Source organism: Pseudarthrobacter sp. NPDC058329, from assembly GCF_042879835.1.
GTDB lineage: Bacteria > Actinomycetota > Actinomycetes > Actinomycetales > Micrococcaceae > Arthrobacter.
Genome location: NZ_JBHVZR010000004.1, coordinates 156,126 through 174,530 on the forward strand (window position 1 = coordinate 156,126; position 18,405 = coordinate 174,530).

The window sequence follows — 18,405 nt, forward strand, 5'->3', positions numbered from 1 at the left end:
TCGGGGAGTGGGGCTAGGACGCGGCCTTGCCCGTCTTCGCCGTCAGGACGTAGCGGGACAGTGGATCCTGGACGTAGGAGAGGACGTTTTTGCGGATCGCGTCGGTGGCCTGTTCGTTCACGAGCCACGCGTTGACGGCCTTGTCCTGGAGGATCTGGCCTGCCGCTGCGTACAGCTTGTAGCGCTCTTCGGTGTTCACGGTGGTGGCGGCTTCGGCGATGATCCGGTCGTACTCCGGGTCGCAGAAGTGGCTCAGGTTGTAAGTGCCCTTGCAGGTGTAGTCCGCGGTGAGGAACCCGATGGGGTCGGCGATGTCGATCAGCCGGTTGCGCTGGCTGAGCAGTATGTCGTAGTTACCGGCCAGGACGTCCGGCTCAGCGGAGGCGTATTCCTTTGACGTGATGGTGACGGGGATGCCGATGGTCTTCAGGTTTTCCTGCACGACGGCGGCCACATCGGCAAATTCGGCCCGCTCCACGATGGCGATGATTTCCAGGGGGCGGCCTGCCGTGTAGCCGGCGCTGGCCAGCAGGTTGCGGGCTTCCTCCAGGTTCTGCTGCTGCTTGTCCTGCTTTTCACCCGCCCAGGGTTCGGACGGCGCGAAGGGTCCGGTAGCCGGGAGGGCGGCGCCTTCGTAGACGCTGGCAGCGAGGGCGTCGAGGTCCAGCGCTTCGCGGATGGCCTTGCGGACGTCCACGTTGTCCAGTGGGGCGCGGCCGTTGTTCATGTACATCGTGGCAGTGCGGGGGGAATCGGCACCCAGCACGGAGACGCCGTCGTCCGCCTTTAGTGCCGCGAGGCTGGCGACGGGGATGGACAGCGAAATGTCTGCCTCACCGGTCTGCACCTGGGCGGCACGGGTGGCACCGTTGGTGATGAAGCGGATCTCGGCGCCGGCGAGCTGCACGTCGCCGCCCCAGTAGTTCTCGTTGCGGTCCAGGGTCAGGGACTGCTTTGCCTTCTCGGAGACGGGCGTGAAGGGGCCGGTGCAGTGGCCGAACGGGTCCAGGCCGTCGGCCTTGTAGGCTGCGGGCGCGAGGATGCCGGTGTTGACGCTGGCCAGCCGGTACGGCACCAGCGGGTTTTCGGCCGGCGTGCTGACGCGGACGGTCTGTGCATCCACTGCGGTGACGCTGCTGATCATGGTGCGGTTGAAGGCGCGGGCGGGGACTTTTGCGTCCAGGACGTGGTTGAGCGCTGACACCACGGACTCTGCGGTGAGGTCGGTGCCGTCCTGGAACTTGACGCCTTCGCGGATGCTGAAATCCCAGTCCAGGGGTGAGGTCTGCTTCCATTCCGTGGCCAGTGAGGGGAGGACCTTACCCTCGGCCTGGTTGAAGGTGGTCAGCGTCTCCAGGCAGCCGGACAGGGACAGGATGTAGGCGGCGTCCGATTCGACGGCCCAGTTGGCCACCGGCGCGCGGAAGTTGTCCACAACGATCCGCTGGCTGGTGTCCGCCGCTGCGGAGGACTGGGGGGCCTGGGTCTGGGTGCCGCTGAAACCGCAACCGGAAAGGGACAGGGCAGCCGCCGCGGCAATCAGGACGCGGGGACGGAGGGAGGAACGCACAGAAAACCGCCTTGCAGGGCTGCCGTGGGGAGGGGCAGAAATAAAAGAGGGGACGACTTAGGGTAGCCTTCCCTTCCGGCAAAGCGTGAATTGATGACGTGGCTGCTCAGCGCCGCAGAAGGGAAACGTTCAGCCTTCGCCGGGACCCGCCGTCGTGCGTTCCTGCCCGCTTACCGGCCGGTCTTCCCCCGCCCGGGCAGCGGAAAGCCCGCCGTTCCGGGAGAATGGCGGGCTTTCTACTGGGGTAACCGGGCAGGAGTGCGCGCTCCGGACGGTTTACTTGAGGCCGAGCTGCTTGGTGGGAATCTTGAAGGACTCCTTGGCGGTCAGCGCGGAGATGGCGGCGATGGCGCAGATGACGGCGGTGAAGATGCTGATCTGCACCCAGCCGCCGGGCCTGATGCCGCCCATGGCTGCGACGATGGCCGGCGCAAACCCTGCCATCAGGAAGCCGAGTTGGGTGCCGATGGCCAGGCCGGAGAACCGCACCTTGGTGCTGAACATCTCTGCGTAGAAGGACGGCCAGACGGCGTTGGAGGCTGCGTAGCCGCAGGAGAAGAAGCCGATGGCGGCCAGGAACATCAGCGGTACGCTGCCGGATTCCAGACTGAGCAGGAAAACGGGGGTCAGGGCGGCGCTGGAAAGGGCGCCGTAGATAAAGACGGGCTTGCGGCCAATCTTGTCCGCCAGCATGCCGAACAGCGGCTGGGTCCCGAGAGCCACCAGGTTGGCGCCCACCACGAGCCACAGGGTGGTGGTGCCGTCTACGCCGGCAACGGTCTTGGCGTAGCTGATCGCGAGGGTGCCGAACACGGTGGAAACGGCGGCGATGAAGGCGCAGCAGATCACGCGGAGGACGTCGCGCCAGTGGCCCTTGAGGAGGTCGGCGACGGGGAGCTTGGAAATCTGGGCGGTCTTTTGGGCTTCCTCGAAGGCCGGCGGCTCGTGCAGCGTGCGGCGGATGAAGAACGCCACCACCACCACGACAGCGCTCAGCCAGAAGGGGATGCGCCAGCCGATGCCGTACTTGATCTCGTCCGGGAGGGCCAGGACGGGGATGAAAACGAGGGCGGCGAGGATCTGGCCGCCCTGGGTGCCCGTGAGGGTCCAGGAGGTAAAGAAGGAGCGGCGGTTGTCCGGGGCGTGTTCCAGCGTCATGGAGGAGGCGCCGGCCTGCTCGCCTGCGGCGGAGAGTCCCTGGCACAGCCGGGCGAGGACCAGCAGGGCGGGCGCCCACCAGCCAACGGTGTTGAAGTCCGGGAGGCAGCCGATCAGGAAGGTGGAGGCGCCCATCAGGAGGAGGGTAAACATCAGGACTTTCCGCCGGCCCACCCTGTCGCCGAAGTGGCCCAGGATGACGGCACCCACGGGGCGGGCCACGTAGGCGAAGCCGAAGGTGGCGAAAGACATGATGGCCGCGTTGGCGTCAGCGTCCGGGAAGAAGACCGTGGGGAAGATGAGGGCGGCGGCGGAACCGAAAATGAAGAAGTCGTAGTATTCTACGGCGCTGCCCAGGAAGCTGGCGAGGGCTGCCTTCTTCGGCGTCCCGGCCGGGGCGGCAACGCCTGGCTCGGCGGACGGAAGTATCTGGCTCATGGAGTTCCTTTGGTGTGACGACTTTGTCGCGGATGGATCAGGGACTCGCAGCCGGCGCTGCCTGGGATGGTGGCTTGGCGCGGCACGGCTGGAGGTGCGGGAGAACCCGGACAGTAGCCACATGGTGGGAGCTACTTGTGCGATACAGCAATAGTGGCTGTGAGGGCTATCACTTGTCAAGAAAATAATCACGGTCTGGCAATAGCTCTCACATTGTGGCAACATCGAAGTATGAGTGTGAACCAAGCCACAGCGGCCAACGGTGCCGTTGACAACGAAACTCCTCCCGCCGCGGCGCGGTCAGCGGACCGGACGGACATGGTGGGTAAAGCCCTCGGCCTCCTGGTTCTGCTTGGCGATGAGCCGAGGGGTGCCAGCGCGGCGGAGATTTCCCGCCGGGCCCAACTGCCCTTCAGTACCACCTACCGCCTCCTGGGCTCCCTCACCCGGGACGGGTTTGTGGACTATGAAGCCGAGGGCCGCCGCTATCACCTGGGCCTGCGGATCTTCCAGCTCGGCCAGCGGGTTTCCAACCACCACGGCTTCGCCGGGACTGCCCTGCCCGTCCTCCGCCGCGTCACCGAGCAGACAGGGGAGGCCACCATCCTCAGTGTCCGCGACGGACACCATCACCTCACTGTGAACAAGGTGGATGGCCCCAAGATGTTCCGGGTGACCAGCGACCCAGGCCACCTGGGCTCGCTCTCCACCACCGCCGTCGGCAAGGCCCTGGTGGCGTTCGCCGAGGACTCCGAGCGTGAAAAGCTCCTCGCTGAGCTTCCGCTCGAGCCGCTCACGGAAAAATCCATCACGGACCGGGACGCCTTCCGGGCCGAAATCGAACTGGTCCGGCGCCGCGGATACGCGGTGATGGACGAGGAGAACGAGACCGGCATGCGCGCCGTGGCGGTCCCGCTGTTCAACGACCAGGGGCATGCATTCGCCTCGCTGGCCACGGCCGTGCCCGTGTTCCGCCTGGACCTCGAGGCGCTGGAGGCGCATGTCCCCCTGCTGCAGGAGGCTGCCGCGGAGCTTGCCGCCAGGCTGCCGCAGCGGTAGCCACGGCGGTCCCTCCCGAAGCAATGTTCGCATGTCGAACCTTAGTGCGGTGATTGAACAAATCATGTATCGTAATTCCATCACCCCGGCAGCGCGCCTCCGCAAGGAAGCTGCCCCGGTGCCGTATCAAAGGAGCTGCACGGATGAGCAATCGAACTGAGTCCTACCTCGTGGGACTGGTCGGCGATGGCGTGATGCCGTCACTCACCCCGCCCATGCACGAACGCGAAGGGGATGTGCAGGGCCTGCGCTACCTCTACCGGCCCATCGACCTGCTGGAACTGGGCCTCCCCGGCGAATCCGTGGGCCAGCTGCTCCAAAGTGCCCGCAGCCTCGGCTTCAACGGCCTGAACATCACCCATCCCTGCAAGCAGCTTGTCCTGCAGCACCTGGATGAGGTGTCCCCGGACGCCCTCCGGCTCGGTGCCGTCAACACAGTGGTGATCCAGGACGGCCGTTTCGTCGGCCACAACACTGACTTCTCCGGCTTTGCAGCCGCCCTCGCTTCCGGACTTCCCGGTGCCCGACTGGACCGCGTGGTGCAGCTGGGGGCAGGCGGCGCCGGATCCGCGGTGGCCTACGCCCTGCTGACCGCCGGAGTCCGCCACTTGGACCTGGTGGATACGGACGCCCACCGCGGCGCGGCCCGGGCGGCAGAACTGGCCGGGTTCTTCCCGGACAGCACCGTTACAGCGCGTACGACGCCGGAGCTGCCGCAGCTGATGCCGCTGGCCGACGGCCTGGTGCACTGCACTCCCGTCGGCATGGCCGCCCACCCCGGCGTCCCGCTGGACCTGGCTCTGCTGGAGCCCCGCCACTGGGTGGCGGACATCGTCTACCGCCCCATCGAGACCGAGCTGGTCCGGGCCGCCCGGGCCAAGGGCTGCGACGTGCTGGACGGCGGCCGGATGGCCGTGGGCCAGGCGGCAGACGCCTTCCGCATCTTCACGGGCCTCGAACCGGACCCGGACCGCATGCGCAGCCACTTCCTGGAGCTTGTCGCCGCCGAGGAGGTGGCCGCCTGATGCGCACCGGAATCGCCACTGTGTGCCTGTCCGGCACGTTGAAGGAAAAGATGCAGGCCTGCGCCATCGCGGGGTTCGACGGCATCGAGATTTTCGAGCAGGACCTGGTCACGTCGCCCCTGAGTCCCGAGGATGTGCGCTCCATGGCTGCCGACCTCGGCCTGGGGCTGGACCTCTACCAGCCCTTTCGGGATTTCGACGGCGTCACCCCGGACCTGCTGAAGGCCAACCTCCGGCGGGCCGAGGCGAAGTTCAAGCTGATGTCCCGGCTGGGCATGGACACCATCCTGGTGTGCTCCAACGTGGCAACAGCCACGATCGACGACGACGGCCTCCGGGCGTCCCAGCTCGCCGAACTCGCGGAACTGGCCGGGGATCACGGCGTCAAGGTGGCTTATGAGGCCCTGGCTTGGGGCAAACACGTCAACGACTACGAGCACGCCTACCGGCTGGTGGAGCTGGTGGACCACCCCAACTTCGGCACGTGCCTGGACTCCTTCCACATCCTGTCCCGCGACTGGGACACCGCGCCCATCGAAAAGATCAATGCGGAGAAAATCTTCTTCGTCCAGGTGGCCGACGCCCCCAAGCTCTCCATGGACGTCCTGTCCTGGAGCCGCCACTACCGCGTGTTCCCGGGCGAAGGCCAGTTCGAGCTCGCCAAGTTCATGGGCCACGTGGTCCGCGCCGGCTACACGGGCCCGGTATCGCTTGAAGTCTTCAATGACGTCTTCCGCCAATCCGACGTCGAACGAACCGCCGTGGATGCCATGCGCTCGCTCATCTGGCTGGAGGAGCAGAGCGCCAAGTGGCTCGCAGCCAGCTCACTGGAAGGTGAGGCCGGCAACGGTGCCGCCTCCCGCCGTCGTTATCCCATGGAACTGGCCACGCTGCCCAAGGTCAGTGAGCCGGCGGGTTTCAACTTCGCGGAGGTAAAGGCGGACGATACCGCGCAGCTCGAGAAACTTTTGGGCCAGCTCGGCTTCGCCTTCGAGGGCCGGCACCGCACCAAGGATGTCCAGCTCTGGAGCATGGGACAGGCGCGGGTGATCATCAACGAGCAGGCGGCATCGCACTCCGAGCCCGCGATCGCCGCGTTGGGGTTCGACGTCGATTCGCCCGTGATTGCCTCCGCCCGGGCCCAGCAGCTGAAGGCGCCGGTGGTGGCCCGCAAGGTCCAGGCCGACGAGGAAGTGTTCCAGGGCATTTCCGCCCCGGATTCCACCGAGATTTTCCTGTGCCAGGGCAGCCCGGACGGCACCGCCGCCTGGACGAATGAATTCGGTGAAGGGCTGGAGCATTCCCGCCGCGAGGCGAACGCGGTCATTGACCACGTGAACCTCGCCCAGCCGTGGCAGCACTTCGACGAGGCCGTCCTCTTTTACACCAGCGCGCTGGCCCTGGAACCGCAGCCGTTCGCGGAAGTGCCCAGCCCCGGCGGCCTGGTGCGCTCTCAGGTCATGCAGACCTCCGACGGCGCGGTGCGGCTGGTCCTGAACCTTGCACCCAACCAGCAGGCACCGGCCCAGCAGGCCCACAAGACATACCAGGAACACATCGCCTTCGCTGTGGACGACCTCGTGTCTGCGGCGAAGTCTGCGCGGGACCGCGGCCTTGAGTTCCTGCAGATCCCGGCCAACTATTACGAGGACCTGGACGCCCGCTTCGATCTTGAACCGGGATTCCTGGCTACCCTCGAGGACCTCAACCTCCTGTATGACCGGGACGCCGACGGGGAGTTCCTCCATTTCTACACCGCCACAGTGGGCAGTGTGTTCTTCGAAATGGTGGAACGCCGCGGCACCTATGACGGCTACGGGGCGCCCAACGCCCCCGTCCGCCACGCCGTCCAGTACGACCTCGCCCGCCCCTGACCCACATCCGCTCAAGAAACCACCCCACGAAAGGAGCCAGCCGTGCCGCAGGACATCAACACCCAGCCTGAGACCGACGAGCTCGTACCGGCCGCCGAACCCCAGGCAGCGCACCTGCAACAGAACCGCGGCGTCGAGACCCAGGCGGATCTCAGTGCGGAGATCAACGCCCTGGGCGACGCCTACGTGCGGGCGCTCAAGGACGGCGCCCCGGCCGAGACCCAGCCCCGGCTGGACTACCCGCCCTACCGCAGCAGCATCCTGCGGCACCCCACCAAGAACCTGCATCACGCGGACCCCGAGACCATCGAGCTGTACTCCCCGGCGTTCGGTCACCAGGACGTGCACGCCCTGGAATCGGACTTGACCATCCAGCACAACGGCGAACCCCAGGGTGAGCGGATCATCGTGGCCGGCAAGGTCCTGGACGGCAACGGCCACCCGGTGGCAGGCCAGCTCGTGGAGATCTGGCAGGCCAACGCTTCCGGCCGCTACATCCACAAGCGCGACCAGCACCCGGCCCCGATCGACCCCAACTTCACTGGCATCGGTCGCTGCATCACCGGCCCGGACGGTTCCTACCGGTTCACCACCATCAAGCCCGGCGCCTACCCGTGGAAGAACCACCTGAACGCCTGGCGCCCGGCGCACATCCACTTCTCGCTGTTCGGCACCGAGTTCACCCAGCGCATCATCACCCAGATGTACTTCCCCGGCGACCAGCTCTTCCCGCTGGATCCGATCTACCAGACCATCGTGGACCAGGATGCCCGGGACCGGCTGGTGGCCAACTACGACCACAACCTCACCGAGCCGGAGTGGGCGCTGGGCTACAACTGGGACATCGTCCTGACCGGTCCCCAGCGGACCTGGACCGAAAACGAAGCACTTGGTGCTGACGGCGACGACAGCGAATAGGCAGAGGATAGTCACATGAGCAACCAGACCACCCAGCTTGTCCCCACCCCCGGCCAGACCGTGGGCCCGTTCTACGGCTACGCGCTGCCGTTCGAGAAGGACAATGAGCTCCTTGCTCCTGGCTCGCCCGGCTCCATCCGCCTCCAGGGCACCGTGTACGACGGCGCCGGGGAGACCGTTCCGGACGCGATCCTGGAAATCTGGCAGCCCGACGCCGAGGGCAACATCGTCCAGAAGACCGGCTCCCTGGTCCGTGACGGCTACACCTTCACGGGCTGGGGCCGCGGTTCCGTGGGCTACACCGGTGTCTACACCTTCACCACCGTCAACCCCGGCCCCACCAAGCCCGGCGCTGCGGCGTTCATCTCCGTGGCTCTGTTCGCCCGCGGCCTGACCAACCGGCTCTTTACCCGGATCTACCTGCCGGACAACGAGGAAGCCCACGCCAACGACCCGCTGCTCAGTTCGCTGGAGCCGGAGCGCCGCCAGACCCTGATCGCACGCCGTGATGCCGACGGCGGGCTCACTTTCGACATCCGCTTGCAGGGTGAGGGCGAGACAGTTTTCCTGGACTTCCAGTGACTGATGTGGCCAGTGCAGCGGGCGCGGCCCTCGGGGCAGGCAGCTTGGGGACAGATGGCGACGTCGGCCTGCTGAGTCCCGTCTCGGCGTCGCCCCTTGTCGGAGCGCTGACGGGGGACCGGGCCGTGCTGGCGGCGATCCTCGCCGTCGAGTCCGGCTGGGCCGCTGTGCTGGAGAAGGTTGGCCTGGCACCCGGCGGCGCGGCCGCCGTCGTCGCTTCCGCTGCTGAGGCGGGCCGCTACGATCCCGCCGATATTGCGCGCCGTGCCCAGGGCGGCGGCAACCCGGTGATCCCGCTGCTGGCCGACCTCCGGAAACACGTCGCGGCGCTCGATGCCGCCGGTGTCGGGGCTGGGGAAGCGGTGCATACGTCGCTGACCAGCCAGGACGTGCTGGACACCGCGCTGATGCTGGTTGCCCGGAACACCGTCGAGGCGCTGCTCGCTGACCTGAAACAAACGACGACGGCGCTCGCCGGCTTGGCGGAGCAGCATGCGGACACGCTGTGCGTGGGACGGAGCCTGACGCAGCATTCGCTGCCCTTTACGTTCGGGCTCCGGGCGGCTCAGTGGTTCCACGGCGCGGCCGCAGCCGGCCGGCAACTGGAGAACTGTGAATTTCCGGTGCAGTTCGGCGGGGCTGCCGGCACCCTTGCCGCCGGCAGCGTCCTGACGTCGGGTTCGGTGGCCACGCCGTTCAGCCTGACTGATGCCCTGGCGTCCCAGCTGGGCCTCGCCGCCGTTGCCGCGCCCTGGCACACCAACCGCCTGACCATCACAACGTTGGGCCATGCCCTGGCCGCCGCGCTGGATGCCTTCGGCAAGATCGCCGCGGACGTCCTGTTCCTGAGCCGTCCCGAGGTGGGGGAGCTGGCCGAGCCTCGGGCTGCCGGCCGGGGCGTCTCGTCGGCGATGCCGCAGAAGCAGAACCCGGTGCTGTCGGTGCTGGTTCGCAGCGCAGCGCTGCAGGCACCGGGGCTGGCCGCCCAGCTGCACCTAGCCGCCGCGAACTTCAATGACGAACGTCCGGACGGTGCCTGGCACACCGAGTGGCCCGCGCTCCGGCAGCTCCTGGCCCTGGCCCTCGGCGCCGCCGGCCACCTCCGTGAGCTCGCCGGGGGGCTGCAGGCTTTCCCGGACGGCATGCGCAGGAACCTGGACCTCGCCGGACCGCTGCTCCTGGCTGAAGGGGTGGGTGCCGCCGTCGCACCCTTGCTTGAGGACAGGGACGGGCTGACGGGGAAACAGCAACTCCAGGCTGTGGTGGACCAGACCCTGCAGGCGCCCGCATCCGAGCAGGCCGCCACCTACCGCAAGCTGCTCCGCGATGCCGTCCCTGCCGGGGTGCTTCCGGATCTCCGGCTGGAGGAACTCCTCAATCCTGCCAGCTACCTGGGCGAGGCTGCCGAAATCTCCCGGCGCATCCTTGCTGCCTACCCGGACTTCGCTTATTCAACCGCCGACACCGACCCGAACGGAGCCCGCCGTGGCTAATCCTGTGTTGAAAGCTGCCCTCCTGTCGCCGCAGCGGCCACTGGGTGACCACCCCCTGCTGGTGGTTGGACCGTCCCTGGGGACCTCGTCCATCCTGTGGAACCGTGCCGCTTCCCTCTTGGGCAACGACTTCAATGTCATTGCCTGGGACCTGCCCGGCCACGGTGTCTCGCCTGCGGCAGCGGAAGCGTTCGACGTCGGGGCGCTGGCTGACTCTGTGGTGGACCTTCTCGACACCATCGCCCCCGGAGAGTCCTTCCACTACGCCGGTGTGTCGTTGGGCGGTGCCACCGGCCTGCAGCTGGGCATCAAGCACGGCGAACGGCTGAAGAGCCTGTCCGTGCAGTGCAGCGGCGCGAAGCTGGGCACACCGGAGGGTTGGCTGGAACGCGCAGAAACGGTCCGCAGCCAGGGCACTCCGGTGATGATCCAGGGCTCGGCGGAGCGCTGGTTCGCCCCTGGTTTTATGGAGCGCGAACCCGAGCTGAGCAGCCGGCTCCTGCATGCCCTCCGCGACGCCGACCGCTTCAGTTACGCCTTCTGCTGTGAAGCGCTGGCAGCATTCGACGTCCGTACGGAACTGGGCAGCATTCGCGTCCCCACGCAGGTCATTGCAGGAGCGCTGGACGGTGTGGCCCCGCCGTCGTTCGCTGAGGACGTTGCGGCAGGCATCACCGCCGGCGGCGGCACCGCCACCGCCGTCACGCTCGAGGGCGTGGCCCACCTGGCGCCCGCCGAGGCGCCCGCGCACGTGGCGGAGCTGATGCGGGGCCTGGTTTCCTGGGCCGAATCGAACGGAGCAAAGGCATGAGCACCGAGAGTTCCCGCCACGGCGTGGTCCAGCCCGGGGCCACCGGCCAGGAAATTTACGACGGCGGCATGGTGGTCCGCCGCGAAGTCCTGGGCGGGGCCCACGTGGACCGCGCCAACGCCAACAAGGACGAGTTCACCGAGGACTTCCAGGACATGATCACGCGGATCGCGTGGGGTGGGATCTGGACCCGCCCGGGCCTGACCCGGCAAATGCGCTCCGCCGTCACCATCACGGCGATGGTGGCGCACGGGCACTGGGAAGAGCTGGCCATGCACATCCGCGCGGCCCTCACCAACGGCCTGAGCAGGGACGAGATCAAGGAGATCCTGCTCCAAACCGCCATCTACTGCGGAGTCCCGTCAGCCAACAGCGCCTTCAAGACCGCGCAGCAGGTGTTCCGCGAACTGGACACCACCCACACGGACCCCGCTGAACCCAACACTCCCACCCCTGCCGCCCCACCGCCCCCCAACTAACCCCACCGCACCCACACACCCCCCCAACTAGCTCGCAGTAGTTGTCGTTTTGAGCCCCCAAAACGACATTAACTGCGAGTCAGTTGGGCACCCAGAGAACCAGAGGAGCACCATGAACCAGGCTTTTGTGTACGATGCCGTGCGCACCCCGTTCGGTAAGTTCGGCTCAGGTTTGGCGGGCGTCCGCCCGGATGACCTCGCCGCGCACGTGATCAAGGAATCCGTAGAGCGCGCCCCCGGGCTTGATCCGGAGCGGATTGATGAGGTGGTGTTCGGCAACGCCAACGGCGCCGGGGAGGAGAACCGCAACATCGCCCGGATGGGCACGCTGCTCGCCGGCCTGCCGGTCTCGATCCCGGGGACCACGGTCAACCGGCTTTGCGGGTCGTCGCTGGACGCGGCGATCATCGCCTCGCGCCAGATCAACGCCGGCGACGCGGACCTGATGCTGGTGGGCGGCGCAGAATCAATGTCCCGTGCCCCCTGGGTGCTGCCCAAGACGGAGAAGCCCTACCCGGCCGGTGACATGACGCTGGCCTCCACCACCCTGGGCTGGCGCCTGGTGAACAAGGCGATGCCAACGGAGTGGACCATCTCCCTGGGCGAGGCCACCGAGCGGCTCCGCGAAAAGTACGGCGTGACCCGCGAAGCCCAGGACGAGTTCGCGGCGAACTCGCACAATCTCTCTGCTGCGGCGTGGGACGAGGGGTTCTACGACAACCTGGTGGCGCCGGTGCCGGGCACGGACCTGGTCCGGGACGAGGGCATCCGGGCCGGCTCGTCGGCGGAAAAGCTGGCCGGGCTCAAGACCGTGTTCCGCACCGAGGACGGCACCGTCACCGCGGGCAACGCGTCCCCGCTGTCCGACGGCGCCTCCGCGGCCTGGGTGGGGTCCGAGGCCGCCGCCGGGCTGCTGGGCCTGGACCCGCTGGCACGCATCGCGGGCCGCGGCGCGCACGGCAACGATCCGCAGTACTTTGGCTACGCCCCCGTGGAGGCGGCGAACAAGGCCCTCGCGAAGGCGGGCATCGGCTGGGACCAGGTGGGCGCCGTCGAACTTAACGAAGCGTTCGCCGCGCAGTCCCTGGCCTGCATCAACGCCTGGGGCATCGACCCCGGAATCGTGAATGCCCACGGCGGCGCCATTGCCATGGGCCACCCGCTGGGCGCGTCCGGCACCAGGATCCTGGGCACCCTCGCCCGGTCCCTGCAGGCCTCCGGCCAGCGCTGGGGTGTCGCGGCGATCTGCATCGGCGTCGGGCAGGGCCTGGCCGTGGTCCTCGAAAACGTCACCGCTTCCGGGAAGAACACAGGAAAGGCATAAGCGCATGTTGAACTTTGTAGACACCGTCGCAGAAGCGGTGGCCGGGATCAGTGACGGTTCCACCGTGATGATCGGCGGGTTCGGCAACGCCGGGCAGCCGTTCGAACTGATCGACGCGCTGATGGACTGCGGTGCCACCGGCCTGACCGTGGTGAACAACAACGCCGGCCAGGGCGACCAGGGACTCGCGCTGCTGATCAAGGAAGGCCGGGTGCGCAAAATGATTTGTTCCTTCCCGCGGCAGTCTGATTCCTGGCACTTCGATGCCAAGTACAAGGCCGGTGAGATCGAACTCGAACTGGTGCCGCAGGGCAACCTGGCCGAGCGGATCCGGGCTGCCGGTGCCGGGATCGGCGGGTTCTTCACCCCCACCGGCTACGGCACCATGCTGGCCGAAGGCAAGGAAACCCGCATCATCGACGGCCGCGGCCAGGTATTCGAAACCCCGATCCACGCCGACGTAGCCCTGATCAAGGCGCTCAAGGCTGACGGCAAGGGCAACCTGGTCTACCGCAAGACCGCCCGGAACTTCGGCCCGATCATGGCCGCCGCCGCGAAACAGACCATCGTGCAGGTCTCCGAGATCGTCCCCACCGGCTCCCTGGATCCGGAAAACGTGGTCACCCCCGGCATCTACGTCAACACAGTGGTCCGCGTCCCCTCAGCAGCCTCAGCAGGAAAGGTGGCTTGAGATGAGCACCGCAACAATCCTCCAGACCTCCGCCACCCCGCTGGGCCGGGACGACCTCGCCCGCCTCGTCGCGAAGGACATCGCCCCCGGCTCCTTTGTGAACCTCGGCATCGGCCAGCCCACCCTGGTGTCGAACTACCTCACCGAGGAGCAGAACATCACCCTCCACACGGAGAACGGGATGCTCGGCATGGGCCCCGAGGCCCAGGGGGACCAGATCGACGGGGACCTCATCAACGCCGGCAAGATCCCCGTCACCGAACTCCCCGGAGCCTCCTACTTCCATCACGCCGACTCCTTTGCGATTATGCGCGGCGGACACCTGGACATCTGCGTTCTGGGCGCCTTCCAGGTCTCCGCCACCGGTGACCTCGCGAACTGGCACACCGGGGCACCCGGGGCGATTCCCGCCGTCGGCGGCGCCATGGACCTCGCCACCGGCGCCAAGGACGTTTTTGTCATGATGACCCTGCTGACCCGCGAAGGCGCCTCCAAGATCGTTGACACCTGCACCTACCCGCTCACCGGCGTCGGCTGCGTCACCCGCGTCTACACGGACAAAGCGGTGTTCCTCACCGGACCCGACGGCGTCACCGTCCGCGAAACCTTCGGCTGCACCCTGGAGGAGCTCCAGGACCTGGTGCCGGTACCGCTCAAGGCCGCAGCCGCCGCAGTGGTTGGGCCTGCCGGGACCTGAGCCTGCCGCCGCCCCTAGGATTGGTAACCATGACCGAAGCCGTCCGTACAGACACCCAGCCTGGCCCGCAGGCCAGCGACCAGTATGTCCAGTCGTTGGCCCGCGGGCTGGCCGTGATCCGCGCCTTTGATACGGACAATCCGGTCATGACCCTCACCGAGGTGGCGGCCCGCACAAATCTCACCCGGGCAACTGCCCGCCGGTTCCTGCATACACTGGTGGAGCTGGGCTATGTGCGGACCGACGGCAAGACCTTCGCCCTCACGGCCAAGGTGCTCCAGCTTGGCTACGCCTACCTGTCCGGGTTGTCGCTGCCGCAGCTGGCGCAGCCGCACCTGGAGGAGCTGTCCCTGAAGCTTGGCGAATCCACCTCCGCGGCTGTCCTGGATGGAACGGACATCGCCTACATCGCGCGGGTAACGACGCGCCGGATCATGAATGTCGGCATCACGGTGGGCACCCGCTTCCCGGCCTACGCCACCTCCATGGGCCGGGTGCTTCTCGCCGGACTGCCGCCCGCAGACCTGAAGATGTACCTGGCCGCTGCAGAGATCAAGCCGCTGACTCCGCGCGCGCTCGGAACCGTCAAAGAGCTGCTGGCGGTCCTGGAAACCGTCCGCGCGCAGGGCTGGTGCCTGCTGGACCAGGAGCTGGAGCTGGGCCTGATGTCCGTGGCAGCCCCGGTATACGACGGCCCCAAGGTGGTGGCCGCCGTGAACGTCTCGCTCCAGGCCCAATCCGTGGCGGCGCAGCCGGACCCCGGGGCGTACCTGGCGTCGGTGGCCCGGGAAATCGCGGCGACGGCGAAGCTCGTCTCCGCGGACCTGACCGCCCGCGGCTGACCAAACTCCGGGTTCCGGCCCTTGTCCAGCGTCCGCAAGCCGTGCAGACTGTGGCTCATGGCCACGGAAGACGACGTCAGGAGGGCTGCCCTCGCATTGCCCGGAGTCACCGAGCGGCTTAGCTGGGGCCAGCCGGCGTGGTTCGCCAAAACGCTGATGGCCCGGATCTGGGAGCCTGGTGTCCTGACCGTCAAAACCGAAGAGCGCGAGGCCCTGGCCGGAACCGAACCGGAAACGTACTACTGGACCCCGCATCACGAGCGCTCTCCCGAGCTGGTACTGGTACGGCTTGACCGGATCGACGGGAAGTTGCTGGCGGAACTGCTGGAGGATTCCTACCGGCTCGCCGGAGGAGAGCGCCGACGCCGGCAGCCCGGAAACCCGTAAGTAACTGTTTGCCACCAAGCCCGCCGCACTACTCCCGCCGCAGCGGCGCGGGCCATAGACTCTAGCCAACTACGTGCAGCAGCGCCGCTCCGCGAAACCGACTGTGCCGGGAACCTGGGTACAGCCCTGCAGGGCAGCGCTGCCGTACCCGTGCAGCGAGGAGAGTCGGCGCGTGAAACTGGGCATACCGCGGGAACGCCGTGAGGGTGAACGGCGGGTGGCCGCTACGCCGGAGACCGTCAAGCAATTGGCCGCGCTGGGCGTGGAAGTACTCCTTGAGGCGGGCGCGGGCGCAGCCGCCGGGCACCCGGACGCCGACTACAGCCGGGCCGGAGCCCGCATCGTCCCGGAACTCGACGAAGCCCAGCTGGATGTCCTCACCCACGTCCGGCCGCTCGACCCGCACACCGTGGGGTCCCTGAAAAGGGGAGCGGTGACTGTTGGTCTGGCATCGCCGTCGTCCGAATTGCCCACCGTCCAGGCACTCGCCGATGCCGGCGTCACCTCCTTCGCCCTCGAACTGGTGCCCCGCATTTCACGTGCCCAGTCGATGGACGCCCTCAGCTCCCAGGCGCTGGTGGCCGGGTACCGTTGTGTTCTTGAGGCGGCCATCCGGCTGCCCCGGTTTTTCCCGCTGTACATGACCGCCGCCGGGACTGTCCCGCCCGCCCGGGTCCTGGTACTCGGGGCAGGCGTTGCCGGACTGCAGGCCATCGGCACCGCGAAACGGCTCGGCGCCCGCGTGTTCGCCAACGACATCCGGCCCGCCTCCGCCGACGAGGTGGCATCCATGGGCGGTACTTTTATCCGGCTGGACCTTGAAACCGCGGAGGCAGCCGGCGGCTACGCGCGCCAGCTCAGTTCCGACGCCGGCACCCGGCAGCGGCAGTTGCTCGCCCCCCATGTTGCCCAGTCAGACGTCCTGATCACGACGGCGGCCGTCCCCGGCAGGCGCGCCCCGCTCCTGGTCACCACTGAAATGGTGCAGGGCATGCGGGCGGGCTCGGTCGTCGTCGACCTCGCCGCCGAGTCCGGCGGCAACGTGGAAGGCGTTGTACCGGGCCAGGACATTCCCATTCCCACGGCCGACGGTTCCGGCCACGTCACCCTGGTGGGCCTGAAGGATGCGCCCTCCGCGATGGCGTCCGACGCCTCCCGCCTGTACGCGAAAAACGTCGCCAACCTGCTGGCGCTGATGATCCGGGACGGCGTCCTGGCCCCCGACTTCGACGACGACGTGCTGGCGGGTGCGTGCCTTACGCACGACGGCGCGGTGCGGCACCAGCCCACCGCGGAACTGCTCGCCGCGCGGGCCGGCAGCCGGCGGGAAGGGGCGCTCTGATGGACGGAATGAGCCTGCTGACCATCACGGTCCTGGCCGTTTTTGTGGGCTTCGAAGTCGTTTCCAAGGTCTCCAGCACCCTGCACACCCCGCTGATGTCCGGAGCCAATGCCATCCACGGCATCATCCTGGTGGGCGCCATCATTGTCGCCGGCCAGGCAACGGACCCGTGGCTGCTCGCGGTGGCGCTCCTCGCCGTCGTCCTGGCCACCGCGAACCTCGTGGGCGGCTTTGTGGTGACCGACCGGATGCTGCACATGTTCCACGCGCGCAAACAAGTGGCAGGCAAGGCGGCGGGCACTAAAGCGGGCAAGGTGGACGGCAAGTGACCCTCCTCGACCCCGTCTGGACCTCGCTCCTGTACCTTGCCGCGGCCGTCTTCTTCATCCTCGCCCTGCGCGGCCTCAGTTCCCCGAGGACCGCCCGCCGCGGCAACCTGATCGGCGCGCTGGGCGCGCTGATCGCCGTCGTCACCGTGTTCCTGTCCTCGCGGCTGGAGAACATCCCCTGGATCCTGGCGGCAATAGCTGTGGGCACAGGCGTAGCGGCCCCTGTCGCCAGACGGGTGAAAATGACGCAGATGCCGCAGCTCGTGGCGCTCTTCAACGGTGTGGGCGGTGGTGCTGCGGCACTGGTGGCGCTGCTCGAACTGAGCCACGCGAACGATCCCTGGGTCCGCCTGGCCATCGTGTTCACCCTGCTGGTGGGCGCCGTTTCCTTTGCTGGCTCCGGGGTTACTTTCGCGAAGCTGCAGGAACTGATGACCACCCGGCCGGTGGTGTTCCCGGGCTTGCCGGCGGTGATGGCCGCGGTGCTGCTCGCCGCGGTGGCGGCCGGCGCCGCCGTCGTCATCACGGGCTCTGCCGCCCCCGCGGTGCTGCTCCTGGTCCTGGGGCTGGCGGCCGGCGTCCTGCTGGTGCTCCCCGTGGGCGGCGCAGACGTCCCGATCGTCATTTCGCTGCTGAACGCCTTCACCGGCCTGGCCGTTGCGGCGTCCGGCGTGGTGCTGGGCAACGTACTTCTGGTGGTGGCGGGCACGCTGGTGGGCGCCTCGGGCACCATCCTCACCCGTGCCATGGCGGCGGCGATGGGCCGCAGCGTTGCAGGCATCCTGTTCGGCGCCTTCCGGGGAGGTTCGACGGCGGGATCCACCGCCGTGAGCGAACGTCCCGTGAGGTCCTCCAGTCCTGAGGACGTGGCGGTGCTCCTGGGCTACGCGCAGCGCGTGATCATTGTTCCCGGCTACGGCCTGGCGGTGGCGCAGGGCCAGCACACCGCTGCTGAGCTGGCCCAGGCGCTGGAAGCGCGCGGCATCGACGTGGATTTCGCCATCCATCCCGTGGCCGGCCGGATGCCCGGGCACATGAACGTGCTCCTGGCCGAAGCCAACGTGCCCTACGAATCGCTCAAGGAAATGGGTGAGATCAACCCCGAGTTCAAGACCGCCGACGTGGCGCTGGTGGTGGGTGCCAATGATGTGGTGAACCCCGCTGCCAAGACGTCGTCCGGCTCGCCCATTTACGGCATGCCCATCCTGGAGGTGGCTGATGCCCGGCAGGTGGTGTTCCTGAAGCGGTCCATGCGGCCGGGCTTCGCCGGGATCGAAAACGATCTGCTCTACGAACCCCAGACGTCCCTGCTCTTCGGTGACGCCAAGGATTCCCTTGCCCAGGTCCTCGGGGCAGTGAAAACGCTATAGCCGCCGGGCTGCTGCC

General features: G+C 67.6%; 18 protein-coding genes. 16 read left to right on the plus strand and 2 right to left on the minus strand.

What is annotated here, in order from left to right; genetic code table 11:
* Window positions 1-13 precede the first annotated feature (13 nt).
* Both ACFVYC_RS08145 and ACFVYC_RS08150 read right to left on the minus strand, forming a co-directional pair.
* Entirely contained in the window at window positions 14-1,570 is a 1,557-nt protein-coding gene (locus ACFVYC_RS08145) for an ABC transporter substrate-binding protein (protein WP_387548811.1), read from the minus strand.
* A gap of 276 nt (window positions 1,571-1,846) precedes the next feature.
* Window positions 1,847-3,166 carry an MFS transporter gene (locus ACFVYC_RS08150; protein ID WP_387548813.1) on the minus strand — a complete coding sequence of 440 codons (1,320 nt, stop codon included), beginning with the start codon at window positions 3,164-3,166 and terminating at the stop codon, window positions 1,847-1,849.
* A gap of 231 nt (window positions 3,167-3,397) precedes the next feature.
* Here ACFVYC_RS08150 and ACFVYC_RS08155 point away from each other — a divergent pair, with 231 nt between their 5' ends.
* The 16 genes from ACFVYC_RS08155 to ACFVYC_RS08230 all read left to right on the plus strand — a co-directional run bounded on the left by ACFVYC_RS08155 (window position 3,398) and on the right by ACFVYC_RS08230 (window position 18,389).
* Complete coding sequence (locus ACFVYC_RS08155; RefSeq protein WP_387548815.1) at window positions 3,398-4,225, plus strand: IclR family transcriptional regulator; 828 nt, start codon at window positions 3,398-3,400, stop codon at window positions 4,223-4,225.
* A gap of 143 nt (window positions 4,226-4,368) precedes the next feature.
* Window positions 4,369-5,250 (plus strand): shikimate dehydrogenase, encoded by an 882-nt coding sequence (locus tag ACFVYC_RS08160; protein ID WP_387548817.1) that lies wholly within the window; start codon window positions 4,369-4,371, stop codon window positions 5,248-5,250.
* Window positions 5,250-7,124 carry a bifunctional sugar phosphate isomerase/epimerase/4-hydroxyphenylpyruvate dioxygenase family protein gene (locus ACFVYC_RS08165; RefSeq protein WP_387548818.1) on the plus strand — a complete coding sequence of 625 codons (1,875 nt, stop codon included), beginning with the start codon at window positions 5,250-5,252 and terminating at the stop codon, window positions 7,122-7,124. Before ACFVYC_RS08160 ends, ACFVYC_RS08165 begins: the two co-directional genes overlap by 1 nt.
* Window positions 7,125-7,166: 42 nt before the next feature.
* Window positions 7,167-8,042 carry a protocatechuate 3,4-dioxygenase subunit beta gene (pcaH, locus tag ACFVYC_RS08170; protein WP_387548820.1) on the plus strand — a complete coding sequence of 292 codons (876 nt, stop codon included), beginning with the start codon at window positions 7,167-7,169 and terminating at the stop codon, window positions 8,040-8,042.
* Window positions 8,043-8,057: 15 nt separating this feature from the next.
* On the plus strand, window positions 8,058-8,624 hold the full coding sequence (gene pcaG, locus ACFVYC_RS08175) for a protocatechuate 3,4-dioxygenase subunit alpha (RefSeq protein WP_387548822.1): 567 nt from the start codon (window positions 8,058-8,060) through the stop codon (window positions 8,622-8,624).
* 5 nt (window positions 8,625-8,629) lie between these two features.
* Window positions 8,630-10,117: a lyase family protein gene (locus ACFVYC_RS08180; protein WP_387549022.1), complete on the plus strand. Its 1,488-nt coding sequence runs from the start codon at window positions 8,630-8,632 to the stop codon at window positions 10,115-10,117.
* Window positions 10,110-10,928, plus strand: a complete 819-nt coding sequence (locus tag ACFVYC_RS08185; RefSeq protein WP_387548823.1) for an alpha/beta fold hydrolase — start codon at window positions 10,110-10,112, stop codon at window positions 10,926-10,928. Before ACFVYC_RS08180 ends, ACFVYC_RS08185 begins: the two co-directional genes overlap by 8 nt.
* On the plus strand, window positions 10,925-11,407 hold the full coding sequence (pcaC, locus tag ACFVYC_RS08190) for a 4-carboxymuconolactone decarboxylase (protein WP_387548825.1): 483 nt from the start codon (window positions 10,925-10,927) through the stop codon (window positions 11,405-11,407). The genes ACFVYC_RS08185 and pcaC overlap by 4 nt, the downstream gene beginning before the upstream one ends.
* Before the next feature lie 112 nt (window positions 11,408-11,519).
* Complete coding sequence (locus ACFVYC_RS08195; RefSeq protein ID WP_387548827.1) at window positions 11,520-12,731, plus strand: thiolase family protein; 1,212 nt, start codon at window positions 11,520-11,522, stop codon at window positions 12,729-12,731.
* A gap of 4 nt (window positions 12,732-12,735) precedes the next feature.
* A complete protein-coding gene (locus ACFVYC_RS08200) occupies window positions 12,736-13,422 on the plus strand; it encodes a 3-oxoacid CoA-transferase subunit A (protein ID WP_387548829.1) in 687 nt (228 codons plus the stop codon).
* Between the two features lies 1 nt (window position 13,423).
* Window positions 13,424-14,119, plus strand: coding sequence for a 3-oxoacid CoA-transferase subunit B (locus tag ACFVYC_RS08205; protein WP_387548831.1), 696 nt, complete (start codon window positions 13,424-13,426; stop codon window positions 14,117-14,119).
* Between the two features lie 29 nt (window positions 14,120-14,148).
* Entirely contained in the window at window positions 14,149-14,961 is an 813-nt protein-coding gene (locus ACFVYC_RS08210; protein WP_387548832.1) for an IclR family transcriptional regulator C-terminal domain-containing protein, read from the plus strand.
* Between the two features lie 57 nt (window positions 14,962-15,018).
* Entirely contained in the window at window positions 15,019-15,348 is a 330-nt protein-coding gene (locus ACFVYC_RS08215) for an MmcQ/YjbR family DNA-binding protein (RefSeq protein WP_387548834.1), read from the plus strand.
* Between the two features lie 172 nt (window positions 15,349-15,520).
* Window positions 15,521-16,690, plus strand: a complete 1,170-nt coding sequence (locus ACFVYC_RS08220) for a Re/Si-specific NAD(P)(+) transhydrogenase subunit alpha (RefSeq protein ID WP_387548836.1) — start codon at window positions 15,521-15,523, stop codon at window positions 16,688-16,690.
* The gene (locus ACFVYC_RS08225) at window positions 16,690-17,019 is read left to right on the plus strand and encodes an NAD(P) transhydrogenase subunit alpha (RefSeq protein ID WP_387548838.1); all 330 of its coding nucleotides are present in this window, start codon (window positions 16,690-16,692) and stop codon (window positions 17,017-17,019) included. Before ACFVYC_RS08220 ends, ACFVYC_RS08225 begins: the two co-directional genes overlap by 1 nt.
* Window positions 17,016-18,389 (plus strand): NAD(P)(+) transhydrogenase (Re/Si-specific) subunit beta, encoded by a 1,374-nt coding sequence (locus ACFVYC_RS08230; protein WP_387548840.1) that lies wholly within the window; start codon window positions 17,016-17,018, stop codon window positions 18,387-18,389. Before ACFVYC_RS08225 ends, ACFVYC_RS08230 begins: the two co-directional genes overlap by 4 nt.
* Window positions 18,390-18,405 lie beyond the last annotated feature (16 nt).

Excerpts from the sequence above, each read along its gene's own strand:
- ACFVYC_RS08150 (WP_387548813.1), bottom strand. The coding sequence starts at position 3,166 with ATGAGCCAGATACTTCCGTCCGCCGAGCCAGGCGTTGCCGCCCCGGCC.
- ACFVYC_RS08155 (WP_387548815.1), top strand. The coding sequence starts at position 3,398 with ATGAGTGTGAACCAAGCCACAGCGGCCAACGGTGCCGTTGACAACGAA.
- ACFVYC_RS08160 (WP_387548817.1), top strand. The coding sequence starts at position 4,369 with ATGAGCAATCGAACTGAGTCCTACCTCGTGGGACTGGTCGGCGATGGC.
- ACFVYC_RS08165 (WP_387548818.1), top strand. The coding sequence starts at position 5,250 with ATGCGCACCGGAATCGCCACTGTGTGCCTGTCCGGCACGTTGAAGGAA.
- pcaG (WP_387548822.1), top strand. The coding sequence starts at position 8,058 with ATGAGCAACCAGACCACCCAGCTTGTCCCCACCCCCGGCCAGACCGTG.
- pcaC (WP_387548825.1), top strand. The coding sequence starts at position 10,925 with ATGAGCACCGAGAGTTCCCGCCACGGCGTGGTCCAGCCCGGGGCCACC.
- ACFVYC_RS08195 (WP_387548827.1), top strand. The coding sequence starts at position 11,520 with ATGAACCAGGCTTTTGTGTACGATGCCGTGCGCACCCCGTTCGGTAAG.
- ACFVYC_RS08200 (WP_387548829.1), top strand. The coding sequence starts at position 12,736 with ATGTTGAACTTTGTAGACACCGTCGCAGAAGCGGTGGCCGGGATCAGT.
- ACFVYC_RS08205 (WP_387548831.1), top strand. The coding sequence starts at position 13,424 with ATGAGCACCGCAACAATCCTCCAGACCTCCGCCACCCCGCTGGGCCGG.
- ACFVYC_RS08210 (WP_387548832.1), top strand. The coding sequence starts at position 14,149 with ATGACCGAAGCCGTCCGTACAGACACCCAGCCTGGCCCGCAGGCCAGC.
- ACFVYC_RS08215 (WP_387548834.1), top strand. The coding sequence starts at position 15,019 with ATGGCCACGGAAGACGACGTCAGGAGGGCTGCCCTCGCATTGCCCGGA.
- ACFVYC_RS08225 (WP_387548838.1), top strand. The coding sequence starts at position 16,690 with ATGGACGGAATGAGCCTGCTGACCATCACGGTCCTGGCCGTTTTTGTG.